General features: G+C 61.7%; 22 protein-coding genes and 3 pseudogenes. 10 read left to right on the plus strand and 15 right to left on the minus strand.

Features of this window, described 5'->3' with window-relative positions:
* Positions 1 to 865: 865 nt before the first annotated feature.
* The 3 genes from NKI52_RS27975 to groES form a co-directional block, all read right to left on the minus strand.
* Entirely contained in the window at positions 866 to 1,033 is a 168-nt protein-coding gene (locus tag NKI52_RS27975) for a hypothetical protein (protein ID WP_352452641.1), read from the minus strand.
* Between the two features lie 291 nt (positions 1,034 to 1,324).
* Entirely contained in the window at positions 1,325 to 2,980 is a 1,656-nt protein-coding gene (gene groL, locus NKI52_RS27980) for a chaperonin GroEL (protein ID WP_352509329.1), read from the minus strand.
* Positions 2,981 to 3,045: 65 nt separating this feature from the next.
* Positions 3,046 to 3,342: a co-chaperone GroES gene (gene groES, locus NKI52_RS27985; protein WP_352453535.1), complete on the minus strand. Its 297-nt coding sequence runs from the start codon at positions 3,340 to 3,342 to the stop codon at positions 3,046 to 3,048.
* 610 nt (positions 3,343 to 3,952) lie between these two features.
* Here groES and NKI52_RS27990 point away from each other — a divergent pair.
* Both NKI52_RS27990 and NKI52_RS27995 read left to right on the plus strand, forming a co-directional pair.
* Positions 3,953 to 4,096, plus strand: coding sequence for a S46 family peptidase (locus tag NKI52_RS27990; RefSeq protein ID WP_245278729.1), 144 nt, complete (start codon positions 3,953 to 3,955; stop codon positions 4,094 to 4,096).
* A gap of 4 nt (positions 4,097 to 4,100) precedes the next feature.
* Positions 4,101 to 4,790, plus strand: a pseudogene (locus tag NKI52_RS27995) (S46 family peptidase).
* A 728-nt stretch (positions 4,791 to 5,518) separates the two neighbouring features.
* Here NKI52_RS27995 and NKI52_RS32795 read toward each other — a convergent pair.
* From NKI52_RS32795 to NKI52_RS28045, 11 genes and pseudogenes are all read right to left on the minus strand, one after another.
* Positions 5,519 to 5,724 (minus strand): annotated as a pseudogene (locus NKI52_RS32795) (NrtR DNA-binding winged helix domain-containing protein); the annotation flags it as partial.
* 29 nt (positions 5,725 to 5,753) lie between these two features.
* Positions 5,754 to 6,062, minus strand: a pseudogene (locus NKI52_RS28000) (aspartate 1-decarboxylase); the annotation flags it as partial.
* Between the two features lie 60 nt (positions 6,063 to 6,122).
* Entirely contained in the window at positions 6,123 to 7,106 is a 984-nt protein-coding gene (gene bioZ / locus NKI52_RS28005) for a 3-oxopimeloyl-[acyl-carrier-protein] synthase BioZ (protein ID WP_352700384.1), read from the minus strand.
* Complete coding sequence (locus NKI52_RS28010) at positions 7,103 to 8,368, minus strand: adenosylmethionine--8-amino-7-oxononanoate transaminase (RefSeq protein WP_352700385.1); 1,266 nt, start codon at positions 8,366 to 8,368, stop codon at positions 7,103 to 7,105. Before NKI52_RS28010 ends, bioZ begins: the two co-directional genes overlap by 4 nt.
* Positions 8,368 to 9,003, minus strand: a complete 636-nt coding sequence (gene bioD, locus NKI52_RS28015) for a dethiobiotin synthase (protein ID WP_352700386.1) — start codon at positions 9,001 to 9,003, stop codon at positions 8,368 to 8,370. The genes NKI52_RS28010 and bioD overlap by 1 nt, the downstream gene beginning before the upstream one ends.
* A gap of 11 nt (positions 9,004 to 9,014) precedes the next feature.
* A complete protein-coding gene (locus NKI52_RS28020; protein ID WP_352700387.1) occupies positions 9,015 to 10,154 on the minus strand; it encodes an 8-amino-7-oxononanoate synthase in 1,140 nt (379 codons plus the stop codon).
* Positions 10,151 to 11,149 (minus strand): biotin synthase BioB, encoded by a 999-nt coding sequence (gene bioB, locus NKI52_RS28025; RefSeq protein WP_352700397.1) that lies wholly within the window; start codon positions 11,147 to 11,149, stop codon positions 10,151 to 10,153. Before bioB ends, NKI52_RS28020 begins: the two co-directional genes overlap by 4 nt.
* A gap of 95 nt (positions 11,150 to 11,244) precedes the next feature.
* Entirely contained in the window at positions 11,245 to 12,099 is an 855-nt protein-coding gene (gene nadC, locus NKI52_RS28030; protein WP_352700388.1) for a carboxylating nicotinate-nucleotide diphosphorylase, read from the minus strand.
* On the minus strand, positions 12,099 to 13,640 hold the full coding sequence (locus tag NKI52_RS28035) for an L-aspartate oxidase (protein ID WP_352700389.1): 1,542 nt from the start codon (positions 13,638 to 13,640) through the stop codon (positions 12,099 to 12,101). Before NKI52_RS28035 ends, nadC begins: the two co-directional genes overlap by 1 nt.
* Positions 13,637 to 14,611: a quinolinate synthase NadA gene (nadA, locus tag NKI52_RS28040; protein ID WP_023722074.1), complete on the minus strand. Its 975-nt coding sequence runs from the start codon at positions 14,609 to 14,611 to the stop codon at positions 13,637 to 13,639. Before nadA ends, NKI52_RS28035 begins: the two co-directional genes overlap by 4 nt.
* 66 nt (positions 14,612 to 14,677) lie before the next feature.
* Positions 14,678 to 15,646 carry an NUDIX hydrolase gene (locus NKI52_RS28045; protein WP_023722073.1) on the minus strand — a complete coding sequence of 323 codons (969 nt, stop codon included), beginning with the start codon at positions 15,644 to 15,646 and terminating at the stop codon, positions 14,678 to 14,680.
* A gap of 173 nt (positions 15,647 to 15,819) precedes the next feature.
* Here NKI52_RS28045 and panB point away from each other — a divergent pair, with 173 nt between their 5' ends.
* The 8 genes from panB (at position 15,820) to NKI52_RS28085 (ending at position 23,264) form a co-directional block, all read left to right on the plus strand.
* Positions 15,820 to 16,680, plus strand: coding sequence for a 3-methyl-2-oxobutanoate hydroxymethyltransferase (gene panB / locus NKI52_RS28050; protein ID WP_352549642.1), 861 nt, complete (start codon positions 15,820 to 15,822; stop codon positions 16,678 to 16,680).
* Positions 16,677 to 17,537 (plus strand): pantoate--beta-alanine ligase, encoded by an 861-nt coding sequence (gene panC / locus NKI52_RS28055; RefSeq protein ID WP_352700390.1) that lies wholly within the window; start codon positions 16,677 to 16,679, stop codon positions 17,535 to 17,537. The genes panB and panC overlap by 4 nt, the downstream gene beginning before the upstream one ends.
* A gap of 94 nt (positions 17,538 to 17,631) precedes the next feature.
* Positions 17,632 to 18,357 (plus strand): LuxR family transcriptional regulator, encoded by a 726-nt coding sequence (locus NKI52_RS28060; RefSeq protein WP_352474702.1) that lies wholly within the window; start codon positions 17,632 to 17,634, stop codon positions 18,355 to 18,357.
* 93 nt (positions 18,358 to 18,450) lie between these two features.
* The gene (locus tag NKI52_RS28065) at positions 18,451 to 19,083 is read left to right on the plus strand and encodes an acyl-homoserine-lactone synthase (protein ID WP_352496585.1); all 633 of its coding nucleotides are present in this window, start codon (positions 18,451 to 18,453) and stop codon (positions 19,081 to 19,083) included.
* Between the two features lie 22 nt (positions 19,084 to 19,105).
* Positions 19,106 to 19,480, plus strand: coding sequence for a transcriptional regulator domain-containing protein (locus NKI52_RS28070; protein ID WP_352496584.1), 375 nt, complete (start codon positions 19,106 to 19,108; stop codon positions 19,478 to 19,480).
* Positions 19,481 to 19,637: 157 nt separating this feature from the next.
* Positions 19,638 to 19,949 (plus strand): DUF2285 domain-containing protein, encoded by a 312-nt coding sequence (locus NKI52_RS28075; protein ID WP_245278728.1) that lies wholly within the window; start codon positions 19,638 to 19,640, stop codon positions 19,947 to 19,949.
* Between the two features lie 815 nt (positions 19,950 to 20,764).
* Positions 20,765 to 22,588 (plus strand): glutamine--fructose-6-phosphate transaminase (isomerizing), encoded by a 1,824-nt coding sequence (gene glmS / locus NKI52_RS28080; protein WP_352700391.1) that lies wholly within the window; start codon positions 20,765 to 20,767, stop codon positions 22,586 to 22,588.
* A 460-nt stretch (positions 22,589 to 23,048) separates the two neighbouring features.
* Entirely contained in the window at positions 23,049 to 23,264 is a 216-nt protein-coding gene (locus tag NKI52_RS28085; RefSeq protein WP_352453550.1) for a helix-turn-helix domain-containing protein, read from the plus strand.
* A gap of 694 nt (positions 23,265 to 23,958) precedes the next feature.
* On the opposite strand, the gene NKI52_RS28090 is transcribed toward NKI52_RS28085, so the two are convergent.
* Positions 23,959 to 24,908, minus strand: a 950-nt coding sequence (locus NKI52_RS28090) for an IS1380 family transposase (protein WP_352700392.1), incomplete at its 5' end; no start/stop codon positions are given.

The following is a 24,908-nucleotide window of genomic DNA, read 5'->3' on the forward strand; positions in this document are numbered from 1 at the left end:
TGCGCGAAGCGGCCATTGCCAAATGGGTGCAGACATTTTGATCAGCCAGAGGAGGCGGACGGCACGCTGATCCGCTCGAGCGCAGCTAGAGGCCAAGGGCTGCCGTGCCGCGGGCAGCCGGAAATGGGGATGGTCGGAGGTCGAGCTGGGATGGACACTAAGGAATTCAGAGGCTTCGAAAAGCGTGCTGACAATGTCGGCATGGCAAGACAAATCAGGCCCTTGTCGCTCCACTTCCGAGGCGAACTCCAGCGGAGTACAGCTTATACGCGGTGCTTGGTCTGCCTGTCCTTGCCACCATCGGATTCGTTGGCGTCATGCTGAAACGTCCACCTGTAGCCGCTGAGAAGACGACTGCCGCCAGTGCCGTTCGTGGAACCGCTATATGACGGCGGCTTGGTTACAGAGCCGGCTCGTGTCGATCGGGCGGGGGAGCCTGATGTGACGTACATGGTCCAGAAAGTGGCCAATGAAGGTGCTGGCATCGTCAACGTGATCAGGTCACGTAATAGCGCTAATACAACCGCGACCACGAGCCTCTCAGGCGTTCGATGAGGCGGGAAAATCCGATCACCAGACCAAACGCGTTTCCGCCACACTGCCACACACGAAACCGATCAGGGTTCCAGGCTCGCCAGAAGATTGGAGCCAAGGCCACCTCGGCTGAACTCTGCCATGCCGCGGCCACCACCTCTTCCAGCCGCGGTAGAAACGTGGGTCAGCAGCGCCGGCATGGGCGAGCAACTCCCAAATTGCGAGCAGCGCCATCGGCTCCGCAAGCGGCCGCAGATGTCGGCCGATGAAGCGGAAGGCCGGCGGTGCGATGGAAGCGCCGTGCGCAGCCTATCCCGACCTGCAATCGTGATCAGGCTGATCGTGGGGTCTCCGGACGCCAGCGTTGCAGATAGTTTTCGGCAATCGTGAGCAGGCCGTGGATCACCAATTCGGTCAGGCCGACCACGATCATGGCCGAAAGAACGAGTTCAAATTGAAAGAGCTGACGACCATAGGCCATCAGGTAATCGGAGCCCATCGAACGATGCGATGAGTTCTACCGCAACCAGGGTCTGCCAGCCGTTGGCAAGGCCTTCTCGCAGCCCTGTAAAGATCCACGGCACGGCGGAAGGCAGCACGATCATCGTGAGTTTCGATCAGCGGCTGAACGAAAGGACACGGCCAGACCCGTCTCACGACGACGCCGTTGCGCTTCGCCGCCATCAGCTGGGTAGAGGACTTGCACCTCCAAGCTGTCGATCATGCTCGGCACACAAAAAAGGGCGGCATTGCTGCCGCCCTTTCCGCTGTAGGTTGATAGGGGGCTGGATTAGAAATCCATACCGCCCATGCCGCCCATGCCACCGCCGGGCATACCAGCCGGCATGCCGCCGCCAGCCGACTCCTTCTTCGGAGCCTCGGCGATCATAGCTTCGGTGGTGACCAGCAGGCCGGCGACCGAGGCCGCGTCCTGCAGGGCCGTGCGCACAACCTTGACCGGATCGACGATACCCATGGCGATCATGTCGCCATATTCGCCGGTCTGGGCGTTGAAGCCGAAGGTCGCGCCCTTGTTCTCAAGGATCTTGCCGGCAACGATCGATGCTTCCGCACCGGCGTTGGCCGCGATCTGGCGGGCCGGAGCCTGCAGCGCGCGACGCACGATTGCGATGCCCGCGGTCTGGTCGGAGTTAGCGCCGGTGACGGTGATGGCCAGCGAAGCGCGCAGCAGGGCGACGCCGCCGCCGGGAACGATGCCTTCTTCGACGGCGGCACGGGTCGCGTTGAGGGCGTCATCGACGCGGTCCTTCTTTTCCTTGACTTCCACTTCGGTCGCACCGCCGACGCGGATGACGGCAACGCCGCCCGCCAGCTTGGCGAGACGTTCCTGCAGCTTCTCCTTGTCGTAGTCCGAGGTGGTCTCCTCGATCTGCTGCTTGATCTGGGCGACGCGGCCCTGGATTTCTTCCTTCTTGCCGGCGCCGTCGACGATGGTGGTGTTCTCCTTGGAGATCGACACCTTCTTGGCGCGGCCGAGCATGTTAAGGCCGACATTCTCGAGCTTGATGCCGAGGTCTTCGGAAATGACCTGGCCACCGGTGAGGATGGCGATGTCTTCCAGCATGGCCTTGCGGCGATCACCGAAGCCAGGCGCCTTGACGGCGGCGATCTTCAGGCCGCCGCGCAGCTTGTTGACGACGAGCGTGGCCAGGGCCTCGCCCTCGACGTCTTCCGAAATGATGACCAGCGGCTTCGAGGTCTGCACGACAGCCTCGAGGATCGGCAGCATGGCCTGCAGGTTGGAGAGCTTCTTCTCGTGGAGAAGAATGTAGGCGTCTTCCAGATCCGCAACCATCTTTTCGGCGTTGGTGACGAAGTAGGGCGAGAGATAGCCGCGGTCGAACTGCATGCCTTCAACGACTTCAAGCTCGGTCTCGGCGGTCTTTGCTTCCTCGACGGTGATGACGCCCTCATTGCCGACCTTCTGCATCGCTTCCGCGATCATCGAGCCGACCGACACGTCGCCATTGCCGGCGATGGTGCCGACCTGGGCAACCTCTTCCGAGGTCTTGATCTTCTTGGCGTTCTTGATCAGCGTCGCGACGACGTCGGCGACGGCGAGGTCGATGCCGCGCTTGAGGTCCATCGGGTTCATGCCGGCGGCAACCGACTTGTGGCCTTCCTGGACGATCGACTGTGCCAGAACGGTCGCGGTCGTGGTGCCGTCGCCGGCGATGTCGTTGGTCTTCGAAGCAACTTCGCGGACCATCTGCGCGCCCATGTTCTCGAACTTGTCCTCAAGCTCGATTTCCTTGGCGACGGTGACGCCGTCCTTGGTGATGCGCGGTGCGCCGAACGACTTGTCGATGACGACGTTGCGGCCCTTGGGGCCGAGCGTGACCTTCACCGCGTCGGCGAGGATGTTGACGCCGCGCAGCATGCGCTCACGAGCGTCGCGGGAGAATTTTACGTCTTTGGCAGCCATTTTTTACTCCTGGGCATTTCGCCCGAAATTCAGATTGGATGGTGCGGATGAAAGGCGGCGGCGTGTCAGCCGATGACGCCCATGATGTCCGCTTCCTTCATGATCAGAAGGTCTTCGCCATTGAGCTTGACTTCGGTGCCCGACCACTTGCCGAACAGGATGCGGTCGCCGGCCTTGACGTCCAGCGGGACGAGCTTGCCGACCTCGTCACGGGCGCCGGAACCGATGGCGATGATCTCGCCTTCCTGCGGCTTTTCCTTAGCCGTATCGGGGATGATGATCCCGCCGGCGGTCTTCGCTTCGGACTCGACGCGGCGAACGACCACGCGGTCATGCAGCGGCCGGAAATTCGACTTTGCCATTTTTGGATTTCCCTGGTGCGGATGTTGAACGGTTCTCCGTTGCCGGAGCGTGGTTAGCACTCACCAGAAGCGAGTGCTAACGCGGCAGTGAGATAGGCCGTAGGCTCCTGCTAGTCAAGACGGAAGAGGGACGGGCGAAGAGCAAACGAGCGTGGAAGCACCGAGCCCTTTACGTGAAAGACGTCGGAGATCGGACATGGACGGGGCGGCTCACCATTTGTAACTGAAGGCTTTATTCATTTGGCACGATTGGTGCAGCGGATGATCCGCAAACGTTGCGCGCGACAAATATGAGAGGTGAGCGCCATCAGGACTCTTGCGGTTAACGGGTCCACTCGGTGTTTACGGTGTTGGCCGCCGCGCGGGCGCCAGGACTCCGGCCATCCCGATAGTCACCAATCCAATCTGCGGAGAACAGGAGGCAAGATGAGAGCGACAGTCAGCATGAACTCGAATTTGAAATGTTTGGCCAAAGCAACTGCCATCGCCTTGCTCTGGACGGTCACGGCTACGTCGGCGGACGAAGGTATGTGGATGCCGGGCCAGACTGCGGAAGTGGGCGCGGCCATGCGGCCGTCTGGACGCTGACCCGCTCAACGCGATCGTATCACTGGGCGGATGCTCCGCCTCGTTCGTCAGTCCACAAGGGCTGGTCGCAACCAATCATCACTGCGTGTTCGAATCCATCCAATACCGCAGCAAGGAGGGCCAGGACTATCTCACAGACGGCTTTCTGGCGAAGAGCCCTGGGTGAAGAATTGCCCGCGGCGCCAGGCAGCCGAATCCATGTGATCGAGGACATGCGGGATGTGACCGCCGAAATGCTCAAGGGCGTCTCGGACAAGCTGAATGGGTTTGCCCGCTATGAGCGGCTCGCCACGAACCGCAAGGCCCTGATCGCCGCATGTGAAGGATAGCCCAATCGCCGCTGCGACGTAGGGGCCTATTATGGCGGCGCCTCCTACTATCTCCAGCAGAAGCTCGAAATCGAGGACGTGCGCCTTGTCTATGCGCCCGCGCTCGGCATCGGTAACTTCGGCGGCGAAACGGACAATTGGATGTGGCCGCGCCACAGAGGCGACTTCGGCTTTTATCGCGCCTATGTCGCTCCTGATGGTTCCTCCCGGCCATATGCGCGCGACAATGTGCCTTACCGGCCGGAGAGTTGGCTACCCATAGCCTGTGCAGGCGTCAAGGAAGGCGACCTTGTGATGGTCGCCGGCTTTCCCAGCGCAACCCACCAGTTCCTGACGGCGGATGAAGTCCGGTTCAACTTCGCGCAATTCGAATCGCGGTTGCAGCGTTCGCTCTCGGATTATGCCGCCCAGATCAAAAGGCAACAGCAGGCAATCGCGAGGCGCAGATCCATTGACCGCCCGCTTCACAAATTGGCTCGGCCTAAAACGCATGGGAAAAGCAGAAAAGGCAACAGATCGGCACCAGAATGAATATGGCCGCGCGAACTGACAGACGCGCCAACAATCGGCATCTCGCATGGTCGGTGGCACTGGACGTGGCTCCCACCCTGCTGGCGCGACTCCCCATCAGGTCGTCGGGGTTTCGCTGGCGAAAAAAACTTCCGCGTGTCTCTGCGCGATACATCCCGCTTGCGCGTGCCTAGTCAACCAAAAAACTGACCATCTGCAGGATCAGGATCAGCAAAAAAAAGCCAAAGGCAGACGCCAAAACAGCTGCCAGCAGGACGATGCGTTGTTTCTTCACCCACAGTTCCCCCGGGAGAGAGTCTAATGATAATCCTTAAAAAAGGCGCCATGGAACAGGGCGCCCTACACTCATTTGTGCAAGTTTAAAGTTTAGCTTGCCTGCTTTATATAATTAAACGTTTCTTTTATGCGACACTTCTCCAAGTGTTACTTGCACAAATCGAACGTATCGCACATTTAGACTAAGTGTACATTCGATAGCGACTTTGACGCATGCGTTTACTGGCGGTATACATCCTTCACCGTTGCCGCAAGGCATTGGCCCACTCGCGCGGCACCTCCTTCACGACAAAGGTTGAAAGCCCGTCCTCGGGCGTTTCATTTCCAAGATCACTTCGATCCACTCATACGGGCTTCCCGAGCGAGACCGTGGGTTCGGACGGTGCGAATGAATTTCTCGTTATAATCGAATTGATTATAAGGGTATATTTCTACGTTGAGTATAAAGGATGTCAAGCCCGCGCCAGCGGCAATTTTGTCCGGGCGACCGCCGTTTCGTCGAGGACATGGTGGCGGAAGCGATAAAGCTTCGCCGGCCGACCGCCGGTGTCAAAAGCACTTCGCCGGTCTCCTCCACCAGTTCCTGCTGCTCCATCAAACGGCGAAAGTTCTGCTGAAGCGCCTCTGCCGATGTAGTCGTCAACGCCGTGCGCGTCAGCGCATTGCCATCGGCGAGAAGCCAACGACATTGTTGATGACGAACGTAACGATCCGCGGCTTCAGAGAGGAATGCGCGCTTCGTCCAGATGGATGGAGTGGGCTGGCAGGTCCGGGCGGCCGCGCCGTTGAGGATGCAGCATCGAGAGCCGCGCTCGCCGAGGATGACATAGGTCGAGATTCGCGCGCCGGAAGTCTTGCTCCATGTCTCCACGAATCCATTGGCAGGATCCCGGCTTCTTCGCAGTGGTCAGGGTCGAGCGTTATCGAACCGTGGTAGTTGAGGTTTGCTTCGGTGACGTGGATGCCGTGCAGCTTGCCGGCGACTATTTTTCGCATTGGTCCCGTTGTCCTATTCATCTCACAAAGTCAGTCCTGATGTTGAGCAGCTTCGCTGGGCTAAATCCCGACGACGAGCGCCCCGCCGCTGAGTCCCGCACCTGCCGCCGCCAGGAGTATTTTCTTGCCCGGCCGAAACGGCTCCGCTTGATTGGCGAGCGACAGTGAGAGCGGGATCGTCGCGGCCGAAGAGTTGCCGTATTCGGCAATCGTCTTGACAATTGCTTGATCCGCTATGCCGAGGTTACTCCCGACAGCATCGAAAATGCGAGCATTGGCCTGATGCGGCACGAACCGGTCGACATCCTTTGGTCGCACTCCGGCAGCGGCTAGCGCGCTTATCGAGCAAGCGGTCATCATCTCGACGGCCTTTGCGAACACTTCGCGGCCGTCGGTCATCGTCATTCGGGTTTGCGCGAGGTCGAGGTCACCGTGGAACGGGATGTTGCTTCCTCCTGCGGGAATCTGGATCAGGCCGTATCGCGAGCCGTCCGAATCCACGGAGGCACCGAGAATCCCCCGATCAGTATCCTCGCACGGACCGATCACGACGGCGCCGGCGGCATCGGCAAACAGCACGGCGCTGGCGCGCTCAGAGGGATTGATGCGGCGGCTGAGGATATTGGCGGCGATAACAAGGCTCGCTTTGCCGTGCAGGCGGGTAAATCCGTCCGCAAACATCAGCGCATAGATGAAGCCGGCGCAGGCGCCGGTCAGATCGACAGCGCCGGCGCGGCCGAGCCCCAGCCGATGTGCGACCAGGGGCGCGCTGGGCGGCAGGAGGTGATCGGGCGTCGAGGTGGCAAGCAGCAGCAGACCGATGTCGTTGCGCGCAATGCCGGCGCTGGCCAGCGCCATGGCGCCGGCCTGCGCAGCAAGACCAGACAGCGTGTCTTCGTCCGTTGCCCAGAAGCGCGACCGGATTCCAGTACGCCGCTCGATCCAGCCCGGTTCGAGGCCGAGATCGCTCTCGATCTCGGCATTCGCCACCTTTCGGCCAGGCGCATGATGGCCAAACCCGAGAAGGCGCGACAACCTGCTCATGGGCTCGAACCGAAGCGTTCGCCGGCCTCCTCGATCGCGTCATGGAGCCGATCGAGCTCGTCGCCGGTGACGCAATAGGGAGGCATGAGATAAAGGACATTGCCGAGCGGGCGCACAAGCAGGCCGAGCTCGAGGAAAAAGGCCCGCAGCTTAGGTCCGATCTCGGCCAGATAGCCGGCAGAGCCGGCGCGCAGGTCGAGAGCCAGGATCGTGCCGATCGCGCGGCTGTCGGTGAAGTTGGCATTGTCGCGAAAGCGTCGAAACCCGGCGGCCTGCCTCGCGCTCAGGGTGGCGATCCGCTCGGCCACCGGCTCGTCACGCCAGATCTCGACATTGGCGAGTGCTGCCGCGCAGGCAATCGGATTGGCCGTGTAGGAACTCGAGTGGAAAAACGTCTTCTTCCGGTCCTCGGAATAGTGAGCCTGGAAGATGGCATCGGTGGCGAGTGTGGCGGCCAGCGGGATTGCGCCACCGGTCAGGCCCTTCGAGGTGCACAGCATGTCCGGAGAGATGTTCGCCTGCTCGCAGGCGAACATGGTTCCGGTACGCCCCCACCCGGTCATCACCTCGTCGGCGATCAGCAGCGTGCCCGAGGCCTCAGTGATCCTCTTCAATTCGGACAGAACCGATGCCGGATACATCAGCATGCCGCCGGCGCCAAGCACCAGCGGCTCGACGATCAGCGCAGCGGCGCGCTGGTCGCGGCTGAGGGCCTCGAAACGATCTAGCGTTTCCTGTTCGCGCCCGGCGGCAGGGAAGGGAATGGTGTCGACCTCGAACAGCAAGGGTTCGTAGGCGGCGTTGAACACACCGCGGGCACCGACGCTCATCGTGCCGATCGTGTCGCCATGATAGCTGTGCTCCATGACGACGATGCGCGAGCGCGGCGCGCCGATGTTGCGGAAATAGCCGAGCGCCATCTTCAGCGCGACTTCGACGGCGGTCGAGCCGCTGTCGGAATAGAACACCCAGTCGAGTCCGGAGGGAGCGAGACCGACAAGCGCCTTGGCCAGGCGTTCGGCCGGTTCGTGCGTGAAGCCAGCGAAGATAATCTGGTCGAGGCTCGACGCGGTCGTCTCGATAGCCTTTATGATGCGCGGATGGCGGTGGCCATGCGTGACGACCCACCAGGATGAGATGGCGTCCAGGATGCGCGCGCCATTGGCTTTGTGGAGATAAGCGCCTTCAGCCAGGACGATTTCAGGGATCGCCGGCTCGAGCGCGTGCTGGGTGAAGGGATGCCACACACGGGATTGCGGCATTATCCGCCTCCGGCAATCAAAGCGAGGTCGAAGCCGGCAATCATCGCTTGTCTCAGCGTTTTGTCCGTCAGCGGATCGAGGTGCGGCAGCCTGCCGAGTTGCGGCACGTCGCCGAATTCCACGATCGTCCGTTGCGTATCGGTCATCTCATCGCCGATGAAGGCGATGCCAGCCAGCGGGATAGCGCGCGCCCGCAGGGCCTCGATCGACAGCAGGGTATGATTGATTGTTCCGAGCGCGGTGCGGGCGCACAGAATGACCGGCAACTGCCATTGCTCGAATATGTCGATGAACCTTGTCCGGCGGTTCAGCGGCACCATCAGCCCGCCGGCGCCTTCGATGACGAGCGGTGTCGGCAGGACCGGAAACGAAAGATCGGCAGCCTCGATCGAAACGTCGTCGATTTCGGCCGAACGATGCGGCGAAAGCGGGCTCTTCAAGCGGTAGGCTTCCGGCAGCACGCGCCCCGACGGCAGCCCGGCAAGCCGCGCAACGACCTCGCTGTCGGTTTCCTCGTCGAGGCCCGATTGCACCGGCTTCCAGTAGAAACCGTCAAGCAGGCCGGCAAGCCCGGCCGAAAACACCGTCTTGCCAATTCCGGTGTCTGTTCCGGTGATGACGATGCGCTTGGTCATGTCGCCTCCGGTCATATCTGGGCCAACACCTCGACGAGCGCCTCGAGCATGGCGGAAATGTCGGCTTCGCCGATATTGAGCGTCAGTGAGATGCGCAGCCGCGACGTGCCCTCGGGCACGGTCGGCGGACGAATGCCGCGTATGTCGAAGCCGCGGGCCTGCAGGCGCGCCGCCACTGCCATGGTGCGCCTGACATCGCCGATCACCAAGGGCTGGATCTGAGAGCCACTTGGTGTCACGCCGCAGCGATCGACCAATTGGCGGCCTGCGAGGGCGACGCGTTCATGCAGCTGAAAACGCCGCATCGGCTCGTCGGCGAGCATTGCGAGCGCTTCGCGCGCCGCGACCGCCATCAGCGGCGATGGCGCGGTGGCGTAGATGAATGGCCGGCAACGGTTGATCAGATACTGGCACAGTGTCCTCGGCCCGGTCACGAGCCCACCAGATGCGCCGAGCGCCTTGCCGCAGGTGTGGAGCGCGACGATGTTGTCGCGGCCCTCGAAAGCGGCGGCCAGCCCCCGGCCGTCCGGTCCCCAGACGCCGGTCGCGTGCGCCTCGTCAATGACGATGAATGCGTTGTGCCGATCGGCAAGCGCGGCCAGGCTCTCCAAAGGCGCGCAGTCGCCATCCATGCTGTATAGGCTTTCCACCGCAATCCAGACGCATCCCATGCCGCCTTCGGCGCGCCAACGCTTGATCGCGTCCTCGACAGCATCGACGTCGTTGTGCGCGGCCAGCTTGAACTCGGCACGTCCGGCCTGTGCCCCCTCATGCATGCTGGCATGGACGAGCTCATCGAGGACCAAAAGGTCGCCCTTCTGCGGCAGCGCAGTCAGCAGAGCGAAATTGGCGATGTAGCCGCTGCCGAAGAACAGCGCGCGGTCGGCTCCAAAGAATGCCGCCGCGTCTGCCTCGAGCTGCTCGTGTTCCGGTGCATTGCCGCGCAACAGCCGCGACCCGGTGGCGCCAACCGGCGTGCCCCGCGCAATCGCCGCCGTAACCGCTTCGCCAAGTCTTTTGGAGGCGGCAAGCCCGAGATAGTCGTTCGACGAGAAGTCGCGCCCGGCGCACGGCTTCAGCGTCCGCAGCCGGTCCTTGCGCGCCAGTCCCTGCAAGGTCGCCTCATAGCGGGCAAGCGGTGCCCCGTTCATTGCGCCTCGAGTTCCATCGGCTCGATGCCAAGGCGCCGGAACAGCAGGGTATCCTTGTCCTCACCGGGATTGTCCGCCGTCAGCAGCGTGTCGCCGACGAAGATCGAGTTGGCGCCGGCAAAAAAGCACAGCGCCTGCATCTCGTCGGTCATGGCCGTACGGCCGGCGGAAAGACGGATATGCGATTTCGGCATCATGATGCGCGCCAGCGCGATCACGCGCACGAATTCGATCGGCTCGATGGGCTTGGCGTCGGCAACCGGGGTGCCGGGGATCGGGATCAGCATGTTGATCGGAACGCTTTGCGGATGTTCCGGCAGGTTGGCCAGCGTCACCAGCATGCTGATCCGGTCCACCGGCTCCTCGCCCATGCCGACAATGCCGCCGCAGCAGACCTTGATGCCGGATTGGCGAACGTGCTCGAGCGTCTCGAGCCGCTCGGCAAAGCTCCGCGTGCTGATGATCTCGCTATAGTAGCGTTCCGACGTATCGATGTTGTGGTTGTAAAAGTCGAGACCAGCCTGCTTCAGTCGAGCGGCTTGCTCACGATCGAGCATGCCGAGCGTCATGCAGGTCTCCATGCCCAGCGCCTTGACGCCTTCGACCATCGCCACCACCGCATCCATGTCGCGCGCCTTGGGGTTTCGCCAGGCCGCGCCCATGCAATAGCGGGTTGCGCCGGCGTCACGCGCCTTGGTCGCCTCGGCGACGACGCGCCGGACCTCCATCAGCTTCGACGCCTTCAGGCCGGTCTCGTGATGCGCCGACTGGCTGCAATAGCCGCAATCCTCCGGGCATCCGCCCGTCTTGATGCTGAGCAGCCGGCTGAGCTGGACCTTGTTGGGATCGAAATTCTGGCGGTGCACGGTTTGCGCGAGGAAGAGGAGATTGTTGAAGGGGGCATCGTGAAGTGCCCGAGCCTTCTCCAGGGTCCACGCTCCAGGGTCAGGGGATTGAGCCTGTGGCGATGTCTGCGTTGGACTGGCTGTTTGCATGTCCATGCTGTTCCTCCGGTTCTGCCTTGCTTTGCTGTCTGATTGATGACGATCGGAAAGGACAGTTGATTCGATCCTGTCCGTTCCTCAGGCAATCATGAGCCCCAATAGTCGAGGCCGATATCCAGGATCGGCGCGCTGTGGGTCAGTCGGCCGACTGAAATCAGATCAACGCCGGTCGCGGCAATCGCTCGCGCTGTATCGGATGCGATCCCGCCAGAAGCCTCGGTGATAGCACGGCCGCCAACGATTGCGACGGCGCGGCGAAGATCGGCGAGGGACATGTTGTCGAGCAGAACCGCATCGGGAGCGAAGCCAAGTACCTCCTCCAACTGGGCCAGCGTATCGACCTCGACTTCGATCTTGACGAGATGACCGGCCCGTCTTCGTGCTCGCTCGAGCGCCGGGCGAACGCCGCCTGCGATGGCGATGTGGTTGTCCTTGATCAGAATTGCGTCGTCGAGGCCGAAGCGGTGATTGGATCCGCCACCTGCGCGCACGGCGTATTTTTCGACTGCCCGCAATCCGGGCGTCGTCTTGCGCGTGCAGACGATCTTCGCGCCATATCCACGAACCGCAGCGACGATCGATGCCGTTGCTGTAGCGATGCCGCTCAGATGGCACAAAAAATTGAGTGCCGTCCGTTCGGCTGTGAGAATGGCCCGGGCAGGGCCAACCACTGATGCAATGACCTCTCCATCCATGACATTGCAGCCGTCTGCCCGCTCCACCGAGATTTCGACATCAGGATCAATCAAGCGGAAAGCGAGCATCGCCAGATCGAGGCCGGCGACAACTCCGGACTGGCGCGCCGCCAGCACGGTTCCCGCTTGGCGTTCCTTCGGCACGATGGCCTCCGTGGTCAAGTCGCCGGCTCTGCCAAGGTCTTCAAGAAGAGCTGCCCTTACAAGCGGCTCAAGCATGACCGTGGGAAGCGGTGAGAGCGTCATCACTTTGCCCCTTCGAGGCTTGGCGAGCTTCCGAGTTCCCGCGCAGCGGCCAAGGCGGCTTCGAGGGTGATTTCGGACCGTCGGGCGACAGTCGCATGATGAGGAAAATCTGTCCGGTAATGAGCGCCGCGGCTTTCTTGGCGCAACAAGGCGGCAACCGCGATCATTAGCCCGACAGCCGCCGCTTCCGAGGCCGCGTCCTGGCTTTCGGCGAGCGGCAATAAGGCACTTGCGGCTGCTTTCAGACCTTCACCATCCCGGACGATGCCCAGTGCACGCGACAGGAAAACACGCACGGGTATCGGAGCGGGCGATGGGTAAACGTCCGCAACCGCAGGCCTTGTTCTGCGAGCAGGCGTTCCGGCGACACTTTCAGCGACCCAGCGCGCGCACACGACGGCCTCGGTCAAGGAATTGCTGGCGAGCCTGTTGGCGCCATGCAGTCCTGTCGAAGCGACTTCGCCGCAGGCCCACAGCCCCTCGACGGACGTCCTACCGGAGCCGTCCACGGCAACGCCACCCATGTGATAGTGTTGGGCCGGACGAATGGGGATGAGATCGCGCGCGGGATTGATGCCGGCTCCACGACAGGCTGATGCGATTGTCGGGAAGTGTCGAGCAAATTCCGGGCCAGGCCGTTGCCGCGCGTCGAGAAAAACACGGTGGCCGTTGGCAAGATGGTTCCAGACGGCGCGCGCCAAGACATCACGAGGCGCGAGTTCCGCCCCTGGCACGCTCTGGAGAAAAGCCTGGCCGGTTTCGTCGATCAGGGCAGCACCTTCGCCGCGGACGGCCTCGCTGAGCAGCACCATAGGGCGTTCCGGGCCGTCAAGCGCGGTCGGGTGGAACTGGATGAACTCGAGGTCGGCAAGGACAGCTCCAGCGCGGGCCGCAAGCGCCAGGCCCTGTCCACAACTGCCCGAAGGATTCGTGGTGTCGAGAAACAGTCCCCCGATCCCACCGGTGGCGAGGACGACCCGCCGTGAGCCGAAGAAGACAGGTCCTATCGAACCGCTCGCCCAGACGCCTCGGATCGCATTCTCTCGCACCGCCAGCCGGCGCGCTTCCACGCCCTCCACGACAACAATCGAGGGAGTGGAACGCACAGCCGCGATCAGGGCACGCATGATCTCACGCCCGGTGCCGTCACCATGCGCATGAACGATGCGACGTCGGCTGTGCGCGGCCTCCAATCCGAGGCACAGTGATCCTTTCGGCGTACGGTCGAAGGGAACCCCAAAGCCCGCAAGCCCCTCTATCGCCTTGGGCGCGGCTTGGAGGATGCGGCTCGCCACGTCTCTGTCGCAGAGACCATCCCCGGCGGCAAGCGTATCGGCCAGGTGCAGTGCCGGATCGTCGTCTTCGCCGAAACTTGCAGCCAGACCACCCTGTGCCCAGGTGCTCGAATTGTCAGCTCCCAGCAGCGTCCTGGACAGAAGCAGCACCGGCTCCGGCGCCAGTTGAAGCGCGGTCATCAATCCGGCGATGCCGCCGCCGATGATGATGGGCCGCCCGAAGAAGCTGCGGACATCGGCGCTCAAATTGCCAGCATCCGTTCGACCGCAAGCCGCGCGCGCCCGGCGATCCCGGGTTCGATGGTTACGATATGGTGGTTCTGCTCGAGCGCCATGCGGATGTTGGCAAGCGTGATCCGCTTCATGTGAGGGCACAAATTGCATGGCCGGATGAACTCGACCTCTGGGTGCGCTAACGCGACGTTGTCGCTCATCGAACATTCCGTCATCAGCACGACACGTGCCGGCCTTTGCCTCTCGACATAGTCGGACATGGCAGCGGTCGAGCCGGAAAAATCTGCTTCAGCCACGACGTCGGGCGGGCATTCGGGATGCGCGAGCACGATCACGCCGGGATGGCTTTCGCGCAACTCGCGGATGTCGGCCGGTGTAAAGCGCTCATGCACCTCGCAATGCCCTTTCCAGGCGATGATCTGCACATCGGTCTGGGCGGCGATATTCTGGGCCAGATATTCGTCCGGCAACATGATCACCTGGGGAACGCCAAGGGATTGGACGACCGCCTTGGCGTTGCCGGATGTACAGCAGATATCCGACTCGGCTTTCACTTCGGCCGACGTGTTGACATAAGTGATGATCGGCACGCCGGGATAACGCTGGCGCATCAAGCGCACGTCTTCTGCCGTGATCGATTCCGCCAACGAACAGCCTGCCCGCAGGTCGGGAATGAGCACCGTCTTTTGCGGATTGAGCAGCTTGGCCGTTTCGGCCATGAAATGTACGCCGGCCAGCACGATGACTTGCGCCTCGATCGTCGCAGCCGTGCGGGCCAGTGCCAAGCTGTCGCCGACGATGTCGGCCACGCAATGGAAGATCTCGGGGGTCTGATAGTTGTGCGCCAGGATGATGGCGTTGCGCTCGCGCTTCAGTGCAATGATCGCCTCGATATCCTCGACGAAAGCCGGCCATTCGATCGGCGGGATCACTCGTCGGACGCGCTCGTAGAGAAACGCGGTCGCAGGCAGCATGGCGCTCATCGACCCCTCCAGCTTATACTCTAGTTGAAAATAACCAGCATATACTTGCTGTGAGTATAAGCGATGTCAACCCCGCGCCAGCGGCAATTTTGTCCCGGCGATGACCCTCTCGTCGAGAACGGCGTGGCGGAACCGGTAAAGCTTCGCTGGCCGGCCGCCGGTCTCCGCGGTTGCCTCTCCGGTCTCTTCGACCAGCTCCTGCTGCTCGATCAGCCGGCGAAAGTTCGGCTTACGCACGAGCCTGCCGGCAAGCGCCTCCACGGTTCGCTGCAGCTGCAAAAGCGTGAAGACCGGCGGCATCAGCTCAAAGACGACCGGCCGGTATTTGATCTTGGAGCGCAGCCGCGCAATGCCGGTCGCCACGATGCGGCGATGATCGGCGACCATAGACTTGCTAGGCACCAGCGGAGGCAGCGTCGCGTCCCGTCCGCTTCCGGCCTCTTGGACCAGGCCTGCTTCGTAGACTAACTCATAGCGTTGAAGCGTGAGTTCCTCGTTCCAAAGGCGGTCGTCGAAGCCGAAGGCTATCGTCGCCCGCTGCCAGCGTTCACGTCGCGTGGCCGCGTCGCTGACGCCGTCTGCCCATTCAATCAGGCGCGGTCGCAGAACGTCCAGCACGACCGGAGGCGTGCCGGAGCGGTGGTCCTCCCATGGAAAATATTCATACCAGCTCTGCCAGCCGCACTTGGGCGAGCCAGCTGCCTGTTCCTTGCGGGTCAATGCGAGATAGCTGATGGAGATGACGCGCTGCTGGCGCTCGGCGCCGATGCGATCCCGATCCGCGAAGGTGTAGAGTTGCTCAATATACCCCAGCGGATGGCCGGTCTGCTGCTCGACCCACCCCCTCAAACCGGATTGGAGCGATCGGTGCTCAAGCGCAAATGGTCCGGAGGGCAGGGTGTCCGCCTGGCCGATGGTGAGGACACAGGGTTCACTGTCGTTTACGGCGACGACAAAGGCGATCAGGTCCACTTTGACTTCGTCGGCCTTGACGGCGGCTCTGTCTTTCCTGGGTCCTTTTGCCTGATCGTCCATGTTCGCGAAAGTGGTTGGCCAGCTCGGGGGCGCCTGAATCGATTTAAGTGTAAGCGCGCCTGTCCGCACGTCAACACCGCACAGCTGCACGGCCATTTTTAGCTCTTCGCACTTGCACAAAAATGTGGCAAACGCGACACCCGCGGTTGGTAACGTTGGGGAAGGAGGGTTCATTGAGTGCGTTTGGTGACACCAAGGCGATCACACCGCCGGATATTCGTTCGCGCAAAGGTGGGACGCCGCTCGTCTGCCTTACCGCCTACACGACGCCAGTCGCCCGGCTTGTCGATCCCCATTGCGATGTGGTGCTGGTCGGCGACAGCGTCGGCATGGTTCTCCACGGCCTGCCCTCGACGCTCGGTGTGACGCTGGAGATGATGATCACGCACGGCCAGGCCGTGCGCCGTGGCCTCGAGCAGGCGCTGATGGTCGTCGACCTGCCGTTCGGTTCCTTCGAGGAAAGCCCCGAGCAGGCTTTCCGCAATGCCGCGCGCGTCATGGCCGAGACCGGCTGCGCGGCCGTCAAGCTCGAAGGCGGCGAAACGATGGCAGAGACGATCGGCTTCCTCGCTGCGCGCGGCGTGCCGGTCATGGCCCATGTCGGCTTGACGCCGCAGGCGATCAACACCATCGGTGGCTACCGCGTGCAGGGCAGAGGCGGGGATGCCGAGCGCATCAGGCGCGACGCGCTTGCGGTGAGCGAAGCGGGCGCCTTTGCGGTCGTGCTGGAGAAGGTTCCCGAGGCGCTCGCCCGCCGGATCACCGGGGAGGTGGCGACCCCGACCATTGGCATCGGTGCCTCGGCAGCCTGTGACGGCCAGATTCTCGTCGTCGACGACATGCTGGGCCTCTTCGGCGACTTCCGGCCCAAATTCGTCAAGCGCTATGCTGAACTGGGGGAGGCCGCTGCGGCTGCGATCGCGGCCTATGCGCGGGAAGTGAAGGAGCGCCAGTTTCCGGCCGCCGAGCACGTGTTTGCCGATGCGCCCAAGCCCGCCGACGCGGACGCGGCCAAGAGCGGAGAAGCAGCGTGAGCGTGCCGATTGTCAGGAGCGTTGCCCAGCTTCGCCAAATCGTCGCCGCATGGCGCCGCGAGGGCGTGAGGATTGCCGTGGTGCCAACGATGGGCGTCCTGCATGAGGGCCATCTCAGCCTGGTGCGCGCGGCACTCGAGAAGGCCGACCGGGTGATCGTGACGCTCTTTGTCAACCCGAAGCAATTCAACAGCCAGGCCGATCTCGCCGCGTATCCGAGCACCGAGGACGAGGATGCCGCCAAGCTGGCACCGCTTGGCGCGCACCTGCTTTATGCGCCGGACGCAGAGGAGATGTATCCGGCGGCCTTCGCCACGACCGTTTCGGTGTCCGGTGTCAGCGAGGGCCTGTGCGGTGCCTTCCGGCCGGGACATTTCGATGGCGTGGCGACCGTCGTCGCCAAGCTCTTCCTGCAGACCAGCGCTGACTTCGGCTTCTTTGGCGAAAAGGACTTTCAGCAGCTTCAGCTAGTCAGGCGTATGGCCCGGGACCTGGATATTCCAATCACCATTGTTCCTTGTCCGACAGTCCGCGAAGCCGACGGTCTTGCACTATCATCGCGCAATGTCCGGCTCTCGCCAGCAGAGCGTGCTGTTGCCCCCGAGCTACCATCGGTCTTGCTCGAGACGGCTGAGCGGCTTGCCCGCGGCTCGCCCGTCCTGCCAACGCTTGCCGAAGCGCGCGCAGCAATTCTGGCTGCGGGCTATCGCGAGGTCGAATACCTGGAATTTCGCGACGAGGCAGATCTGCGACCCATGATAAGCCTTGACCGACCTGCACGCTTGCTTGTCGCGGCCTGGCTCGGCGGCACACGGCTCATAGACAACGTCAGAATATCACGGGTTTCAACAGATTAACGGGGTTCTCGGCACGCGCTGTATCCGTCCGGGATCGTTTAAAACAAGGTCTCTGCCTGGCATCGAGCGATCACGGAGGTTACGCAAAGCGCAAATGCATCGCGTGTTTGAGAACTTCGTCGAGCAACTGTCTGCAAGTGTTGATGCTGCCGATCTCCGTGAGGCAATGGCATCCGCTGCAGCCGGCTTCGATTTTCCGCTATTCGCCTATTTCACTTACCCGTCGGCCCCCGGCGACGCCCCGCAATTGATCTCAAACTATCCTTCATCCTGGACATCACGTTATCTGCAACAGCGGTACCACAGTCTTGATCCGGTCATCCTGCGCGGGCTGCAAGGCTGGGATACCTTCGATTGGGGTGTGGATCGCGCTCGGCACTGTCTGCCGAATTCGCAGCAACAAATTCTGGAGAGTGCGGCTGAGTTTGGCATCCGCGGCGGCCTGACGATATCCATGCATGATCATCGCGGCCGGTTTGCTGCCCTGACCTTTGCTTCCGACGAGTCCCGCCCGCCTCTGTTGCGATCACTGACACGTTACGAAAAAGCATTGCAGCTGGTCGCCATCAACTTTCATATCCATGTCCGGCGCAGGCTCGCCGACGATCGCGTGGTGGATGGTGTAACGCTCACCCCGCGGGAGTTCGAGTGCCTGAAATGGGCGGCGCGCGGCAAGTCGGCTTGGGTTATCAGCCAGCTTCTCGGCGTCTCAAAGCGCACCGTGACCTTTCATCTGGAAAACGCGAAGGCAAAGCTTGGCGTTCGAACGATCAACCAGGCCGTTGCACGACTGGCTGCCTCCGGCCAGGCGAGATCCTGATTCGTCGGCCACGATAGCTGTAAACCTCTACAGGCTGCATCGCTGCCGGGTTTGCCCTTCGATGGCGGGAACACATCCCGCACGGAGGCGACCATGATGCAGCTGATAACACCAGACCTTTACGACGAGTTCGCAAGCGAGCTCAAAGAGATGCACGGGCTCAGGTTTCGGGTGTTCAAGGAAAGGCTCGATTGGGAAGTTGATACCGAAGACCAGATGGAAACAGACCCGTTTGATGGTCTGAAGCCTGTCTATCTGCTCCTCAAGGGATCCGACTGGCGAATTCGCGGTTGCGTGCGTCTTTTGCCCAGCACCGGACCCACAATGTTGCGCGACACGTTCCCGGTGCTGCTGGGTGCTGACGTCGTGCCCTCGACCTCCGACATATGGGAGAGCAGTCGTTTCGCGCTCGATCTCCCTCCGTCGGCGCCCAAGGCAGCGGGCGGACTGGCCCAGGCAACCTACGAGCTCTTCGCGGGCATGATCGAGTTCGGCTTGGCCAAGGATCTGACCCGGATAGTAACGGTGACGGACACGCGCATGGAACGGATCCTTCGCCTCGCGACGTGGCCATTGTCGCGCATCGGACAACCCAAGTCCGTCGGCAAAACGGAGGCGGTGGCCGGGTTTCTCGAGATTTCCCGCGCGAGCCTTTTGCGCATCCGCAGCAGGGGACGTCTGAGCGGACCGGTACTGTGGCAACCGGTTCTAGGCCCGTCGGCATAGCGCCATTGTGGACACCTGAGCCGTGAAGGATGCTGGTCTGCCCAAGGAAGCGACGGTCGGTCTTGTATGCTGGCCGGACTGGCGTCGTCACGAAGCTTACCACTACGCCAGACGATTGCCACGCACTGCCTGGGCCTGGGAGTTTCTTCGGCGCAATCCACAATTTCAGCGCGACCACGCCAAAATGGCACCGTCCGCCTACATTGTCGGAGCCCAGGCCGACATGAAGATAATCGAGTTGACGACAGGATCATCTTTCCTAAGACAATGGAGCCTCCTTTTTCGCGGACGCGCCACAGTCGGACGCTACGTCGGCAAGGGTCTTTTGGGATCCGCGCGACTGCGCCCGTATTCTACGAGCGGCCGCGGAGCCGGTTGGGCTCGACCACGATTTTGAACCGCTTGATCTCCCTTCGCTCTCATGCTGCAAGGACATCCTGCTGACACCTGCCGGCGTGCAGCACGTGCTGCTGAGGGAGGACTGCCGGAGTCTGCAGATCGCCCTTTCCGGTGCATCCGTTCTCCGCCCGTTGCGGCTATATGTCGACGCGATCGTGCAGCCGCAGCACCTGAAGTTCCATGTCGCTGCCCTTCAGTTCCTGAACGACATCAATGGTTGCGGCCGCCTGGCAGCTGCTTGCTTTCCGCCGGAACCCCGCGGAGCGCGTCTGCGTATCGTGCTCCAGGCTTTGGATGGCTCGCTTGCGGGAGCATCTCATCAGGAGATCGCCATTGCCCTGTTCGGGAGACGCCGTGTCGAAGAAGATTGGTCTCATCCAGGTAGCCATCTTCGCGATCAGGTGCGTCGCGCCATCCAACGTGGCCGCTACCTGATGGGCGGCGGCTATAGACAGTTCCTGATGTAATTCGGGTGACAGCTTGGTGATTGTCTTATTCGAAAACGCGCAGGCATCAATCTCCATTTCTCACTGCTATTGTGCCTTGTACAAGACGTGACACGCGCCTACTTCTTCCGCTGCGGGAATCGGGTTTGAGTAATACGGACGAAGCACTGAGAACCAACGTTTTCGTGATAGTGCATTCATGCCCCGAGAATCCTGATGACCGTTACGAACCCCGACAAAGCCGGCGCTGACTGAAACGGTCGCTGAACGTGCTCTGTGGCCTGCGCCGCCTGACTCTCGGTTTCGGCTATGCCGACTAACAGCGTATTGATAGGCCATCGCGGGCTAAGCTCCACCGGCGAAAGCCGCGTCAAAGCGGCAGGCAATCAGAAACTAGATCGGCGGCGACGATGATTATGATCAACGTGACGAACACGTGAATCATGCCGACGGCGCCGACGTTGCCGATGATGATGATGCCGACCATGCGTCGCTGATGCTGCCTAACTACAGTGCTGTGTGATCATGCCGATCACCGCGTGACCACGAGCGGCGGCGCTTCGTGTCAGGTGCGTGGCCGGGATGATCGCGCATGGCCGATTGTTCCTTCGTGCCGCGGGGTGTGGGCTTGCGTTCGGTCATGAGGACGTCAGGCGCAACGAGGAAGTTAGATCAGGGCCCCAAACGCGGCTTATCCATGGGGTGGATGATAGCTATCCCTACAATCAATTATACCAATATTACCCAATACTACTAGAAGATCCCCCAATGAAAGCGGCCGGATGGGTATCCGTCTCGCGTAGGCTGAAGCTGCCGGCAAGAATGGGAAGACGAACATGTGCGGGATTGTTGGCATCGTTGGGCAACAGACGGTGTCGGATCGGTTGGTCGACGCATTGAAGCGTTTGGAATATCGCGGCTATGATTCCGCCGGCGTTGCGACGATCACCGAAGGTGTCTTGCACCGCCGGCGCGCCGAGGGCAAGCTCGTCAATCTCGAGAGGAGACTGAAGGAAGAGCCGCTGAGCGGCAACATCGGCATCGGCCACACGCGTTGGGCAACCCATGGGGCCTCGACGGAACGCAATGCGCACCCGCACTTTGCCGACGGTGTCGCCGTCGTCCATAACGGCATCATCGAGAATTTCACCGAGCTGAAGGACGAATTGGCGGCGGCTGGCGCCGAGTTCCAGACCGACACCGACACCGAGGTCATCGCGCATCTCTTGGCAAGACACCGCCGGGAGGGCATGAGGCGGCAAGAGGCGATGCGTGCCATGCTGAAACGCGTCAGGGGCGCCTATGCGCTTGCCGTCCTCTTCGAAGATGATCCGTCGACCATCATGGCGGCGCGCAACGGACCACCGCTGGCGATCGGTCACGGCGACGGCGAGATGTTCCTGGGCTCCGACGCGATCGCGCTTGCTCCCTTCACCAATGAAATTACCTATCTCATCGAGGGCGACTGGGCCATTGTCGGCAATTCGGGCGCCCATATCTTCGATTTCGACGGCCATCCCGTCGAGCGTCCGCGCCATACCTCCACGGCCGCGGCCGATCTGGCCAACAAGGGCAACCATCGCCACTTCATGGAGAAGGAAATCTACGAGCAGCCCGAAGTCATCGCCCATGCTCTCCGTCACTATAGCAACATCATAGAGAATCGCGCCGACATGGTTTCTGGCATCGATTTCGCCAGGATCCCGAGCTTGGCGATCTCGGCCTGCGGGACCGCCTATCTCGCCGGACTGATCGGAAAATACTGGTTCGAGCGCTATGCGCGCCTGACGGTTGAAATCGACGTTGCGTCCGAATTCCGTTACCGCGAGATCCCGTTGTCGCCGCAGTCGGCGGCTCTTTTCATTTCGCAGTCCGGCGAAACCGCCGATACGCTCGCATCGTTGAGGTACTGCAAGGAGCGTGGGCTGAAAATTGGCGCTATCGTCAATGCCTGCGAATCGACCATCGCTCGGGAGGCCGATGCGGTCTTCCCGATCCTTGCCGGACCGGAGATCGGCGTCGCCTCCACCAAGGCGTTTACCTGCCAGCTTGCGGTTCTAGCCGCACTCGCCATCGGCGCCGCCAGAGCCCGCGGGACCGTAACCGAAGACGAGCTGCAGGCGCTCGTCAGGAGCCTCGCCGAAGTGCCGCGCGTCATGGGCCAGGTACTCAACAGCATCCAGCCGGAGATCGAGTTCCTGTCGCGCGAACTGTCAAAGTGTCGTGACGTCCTGTATCTCGGCCGTGGCACCAGTTTCCCGCTAGCCATGGAAGGTGCGCTGAAGCTCAAGGAGATTTCCTACATCCATGCCGAGGGCTATGCGGCGGGTGAATTGAAGCACGGTCCGATCGCATTGATCGACGACAACATGCCAGTGATCGTCATCGCGCCCCATGATCGCTTTTTCGACAAGACCGTCTCCAACATGCAGGAAGTGGCTGCCCGTGGAGGGCGGATTATCCTCATCACCGATGAAAAAGGGGCAGCCGCATCGAAACTCAACACCATGCACACGCTCGTGTTGCCGGCTGTCGACGAGATTATCGCGCCGATGATCTTCTCGCTGCCGATACAGCTTCTTGCCTACCACACGGCGCTCTTCATGGGCACAGACGTAGACCAGCCGCGCAATCTCGCAAAATCGGTCACGGTCGAGTGATTGTGAACCTTTATAGGTGCCGATGCTTGTCCATCTTCGCTGCATCGGCGGTGGAAATTGGTCGAAGGTATCAGCGTCCGCGAGGCTGGGTGGACGGTGCCGCGAATAGCCACTGGAGGCGTCAGTGAGAGTTCGAGTTGCTGTTCAAGAAAGCCATCGGGGAGAATGAGTCGTGTAGGATCGCAGGTCGAATGCGCTACAGCCGATCAGGCCATCTCATGGCGGGCAGGTTCTTAGAACTTGATCAAAAGCAGGTGAGCCGCCATATTCCGACCCGGCTGCCAATTTCAAGTGGCCCATTCCATGGATGAGGCCGGTCCGGCCGAATGGACGTCCATTTTTTTGATTTGCTGGGTGTGCGCCAGGGTCGGGGAGGAAATCTCCCGATTTGTCAGGCGCTCCCATCTTCTTGGAGATGTTTATGAAGGATTCGCGCATTCCCGAGCCAGTCTTGACGGCTATGTCGCAGGGGACCCACATCATCCGCGCTTATCGTGAGCACCTTGGGTATTCAATCGAGGACCTCGCGGTCGCGTGCGGGCTTGCCGCTCAGGAAATCCAAAACATCGAGCGGGGTCTAAAGTACAATAAGGGCTATCGGAATCGGATAGCGAGATCGCTGTCCATACCTGTGGGAATTCTTGAGGCAGAGTCGGACATATCGGACGCCGCCTGATCAGTCGGATAATCTGCAATGGGTGGAAGACCGCTCTTGTGATGTGACGTTTGCGGCTGATAGTCGTCGCTTGATTCCGTTGTACGCGAATGCCTTCTGGCGCAGTACCGCCAAGAGAATTCTCGTCCACTGTCGGAGTCAGGAACTGCACGCGGGCTCGCCGAACAGGAAGTTGGAACGCTTCGTCATGCTGTCTTAGGCGATATAGCCGCCCGGAGTGCTGCGACACGTGCACGATAGCATTGGCTCGCGAGGATGGATTGCTAACGGCGAACCCATGCTGGTCGGCAAGGTGATACTGGCTGGAGCATCAACTCGGCCGACGAGAGTGGCCCCCCATCCTAGGCAGGATCGGCCGACATGGGCGGCATCGCGAGCCGCTCTGAAAAGAGCACAGCGGGCATCCAGACGCTGCCGGGTTGACTATTGGTGTCGGAACCGCAAAAAGGGGCCGCTCTTCATGAGTGGCGTGCGCCGGCAGTCTAACCCCAAGCCCCCCGCCAGGCTGCCGGCGCGCTTCTAGCCGCCTTGATGCACGGCGATAAGCTTTTGACGGCCTGAAGCGACGTTGTGGTCGCCGTTGCGGTGCTTTTCCACGCGCCTCGTCAGGCGCCGGGATTGCTCCGTCGTGATGGCAGGCGGGGGTTTGCAGGTTGCGGTCGACGGGTTCGTTTCGGGGCGTCTGCCCCCATCGTTATGTCGCGAGTTGGGGGATGCGATCGAGGACGATGCGCAGGATGCGCTGGTCGGGGCACGATGTCGGCAGGTGCAGGCGGATTTGCGATTTCATCTCGACCACCCGCGCAGCGATTTTGATGAGGCGCAATCGCAGCGTGTCGAATTGGGCGACGGCAAAGCTCGAGCGCCTCGGCATCGCGGCCCGCAAGCCCCACATCAACCAGTAAGCACCGGCATGCAGGAATAGCCGGAACTGGTTGGCCGTCGCTCTGGTGCAGGATGTGCGGTCGGCGGCAAGATGCGTCTTCCACGACTTGATGTGGTTCTCGGCCGCGCCGCGCCGGCAGTAGACATCCTCGTAGAGCGCCTTGGCCTTGCCACCGGCAAGGTTGGTGACGACGAAGCGGATATCGCCACCTTGGGCGCCGACCTCGACCCGCGCGATGATGCGCCCGACGCGGCTCCAACTAGCGGCGCCGTCAACGAACTCCTTGAACCTGCGGACCTTGCCTGTCTTGGCCGACGCTTCGAAGCGCGCCGTCGTGCTGGCCTCCAGATCCGCGACATGCTTGCGCAGGGTTGTGGTGGGCGCGAGACCAAAGATGAAGTCGACGTCGTTGGCGCGCCAGTCGATGACCTGCGGGCTGCAATAATGGCTATCACCGCGGAGCAGGATTCGAATGTCCGGCCAGTTGCTCCGGATCGCCCGCACCAGGCGGCGCAGGTGGGAGCGGATCTCAGCCCCACTCGGCCGCTTGGCCGGTCGCTGGATCGCGCTGACGAACCGTCCCGCACCATCGAACACTACGATCGGCTGGAACCCGTACTCGTCATGGTGGGCATTGAACAGGCGAAGCTGTTGGCCTCCGTGCACAGCGTCAAAGGTGTCGTCAATGTCGAGTACGATCCGCTTCGGCACCTGCCGGAACGAGGCGCAATAGAGATCGACCATCGCCCGTCCCATCG

The organism is Mesorhizobium sp. M0590 (genome assembly GCF_040320905.1).
GTDB lineage: Bacteria > Pseudomonadota > Alphaproteobacteria > Rhizobiales > Rhizobiaceae > Mesorhizobium.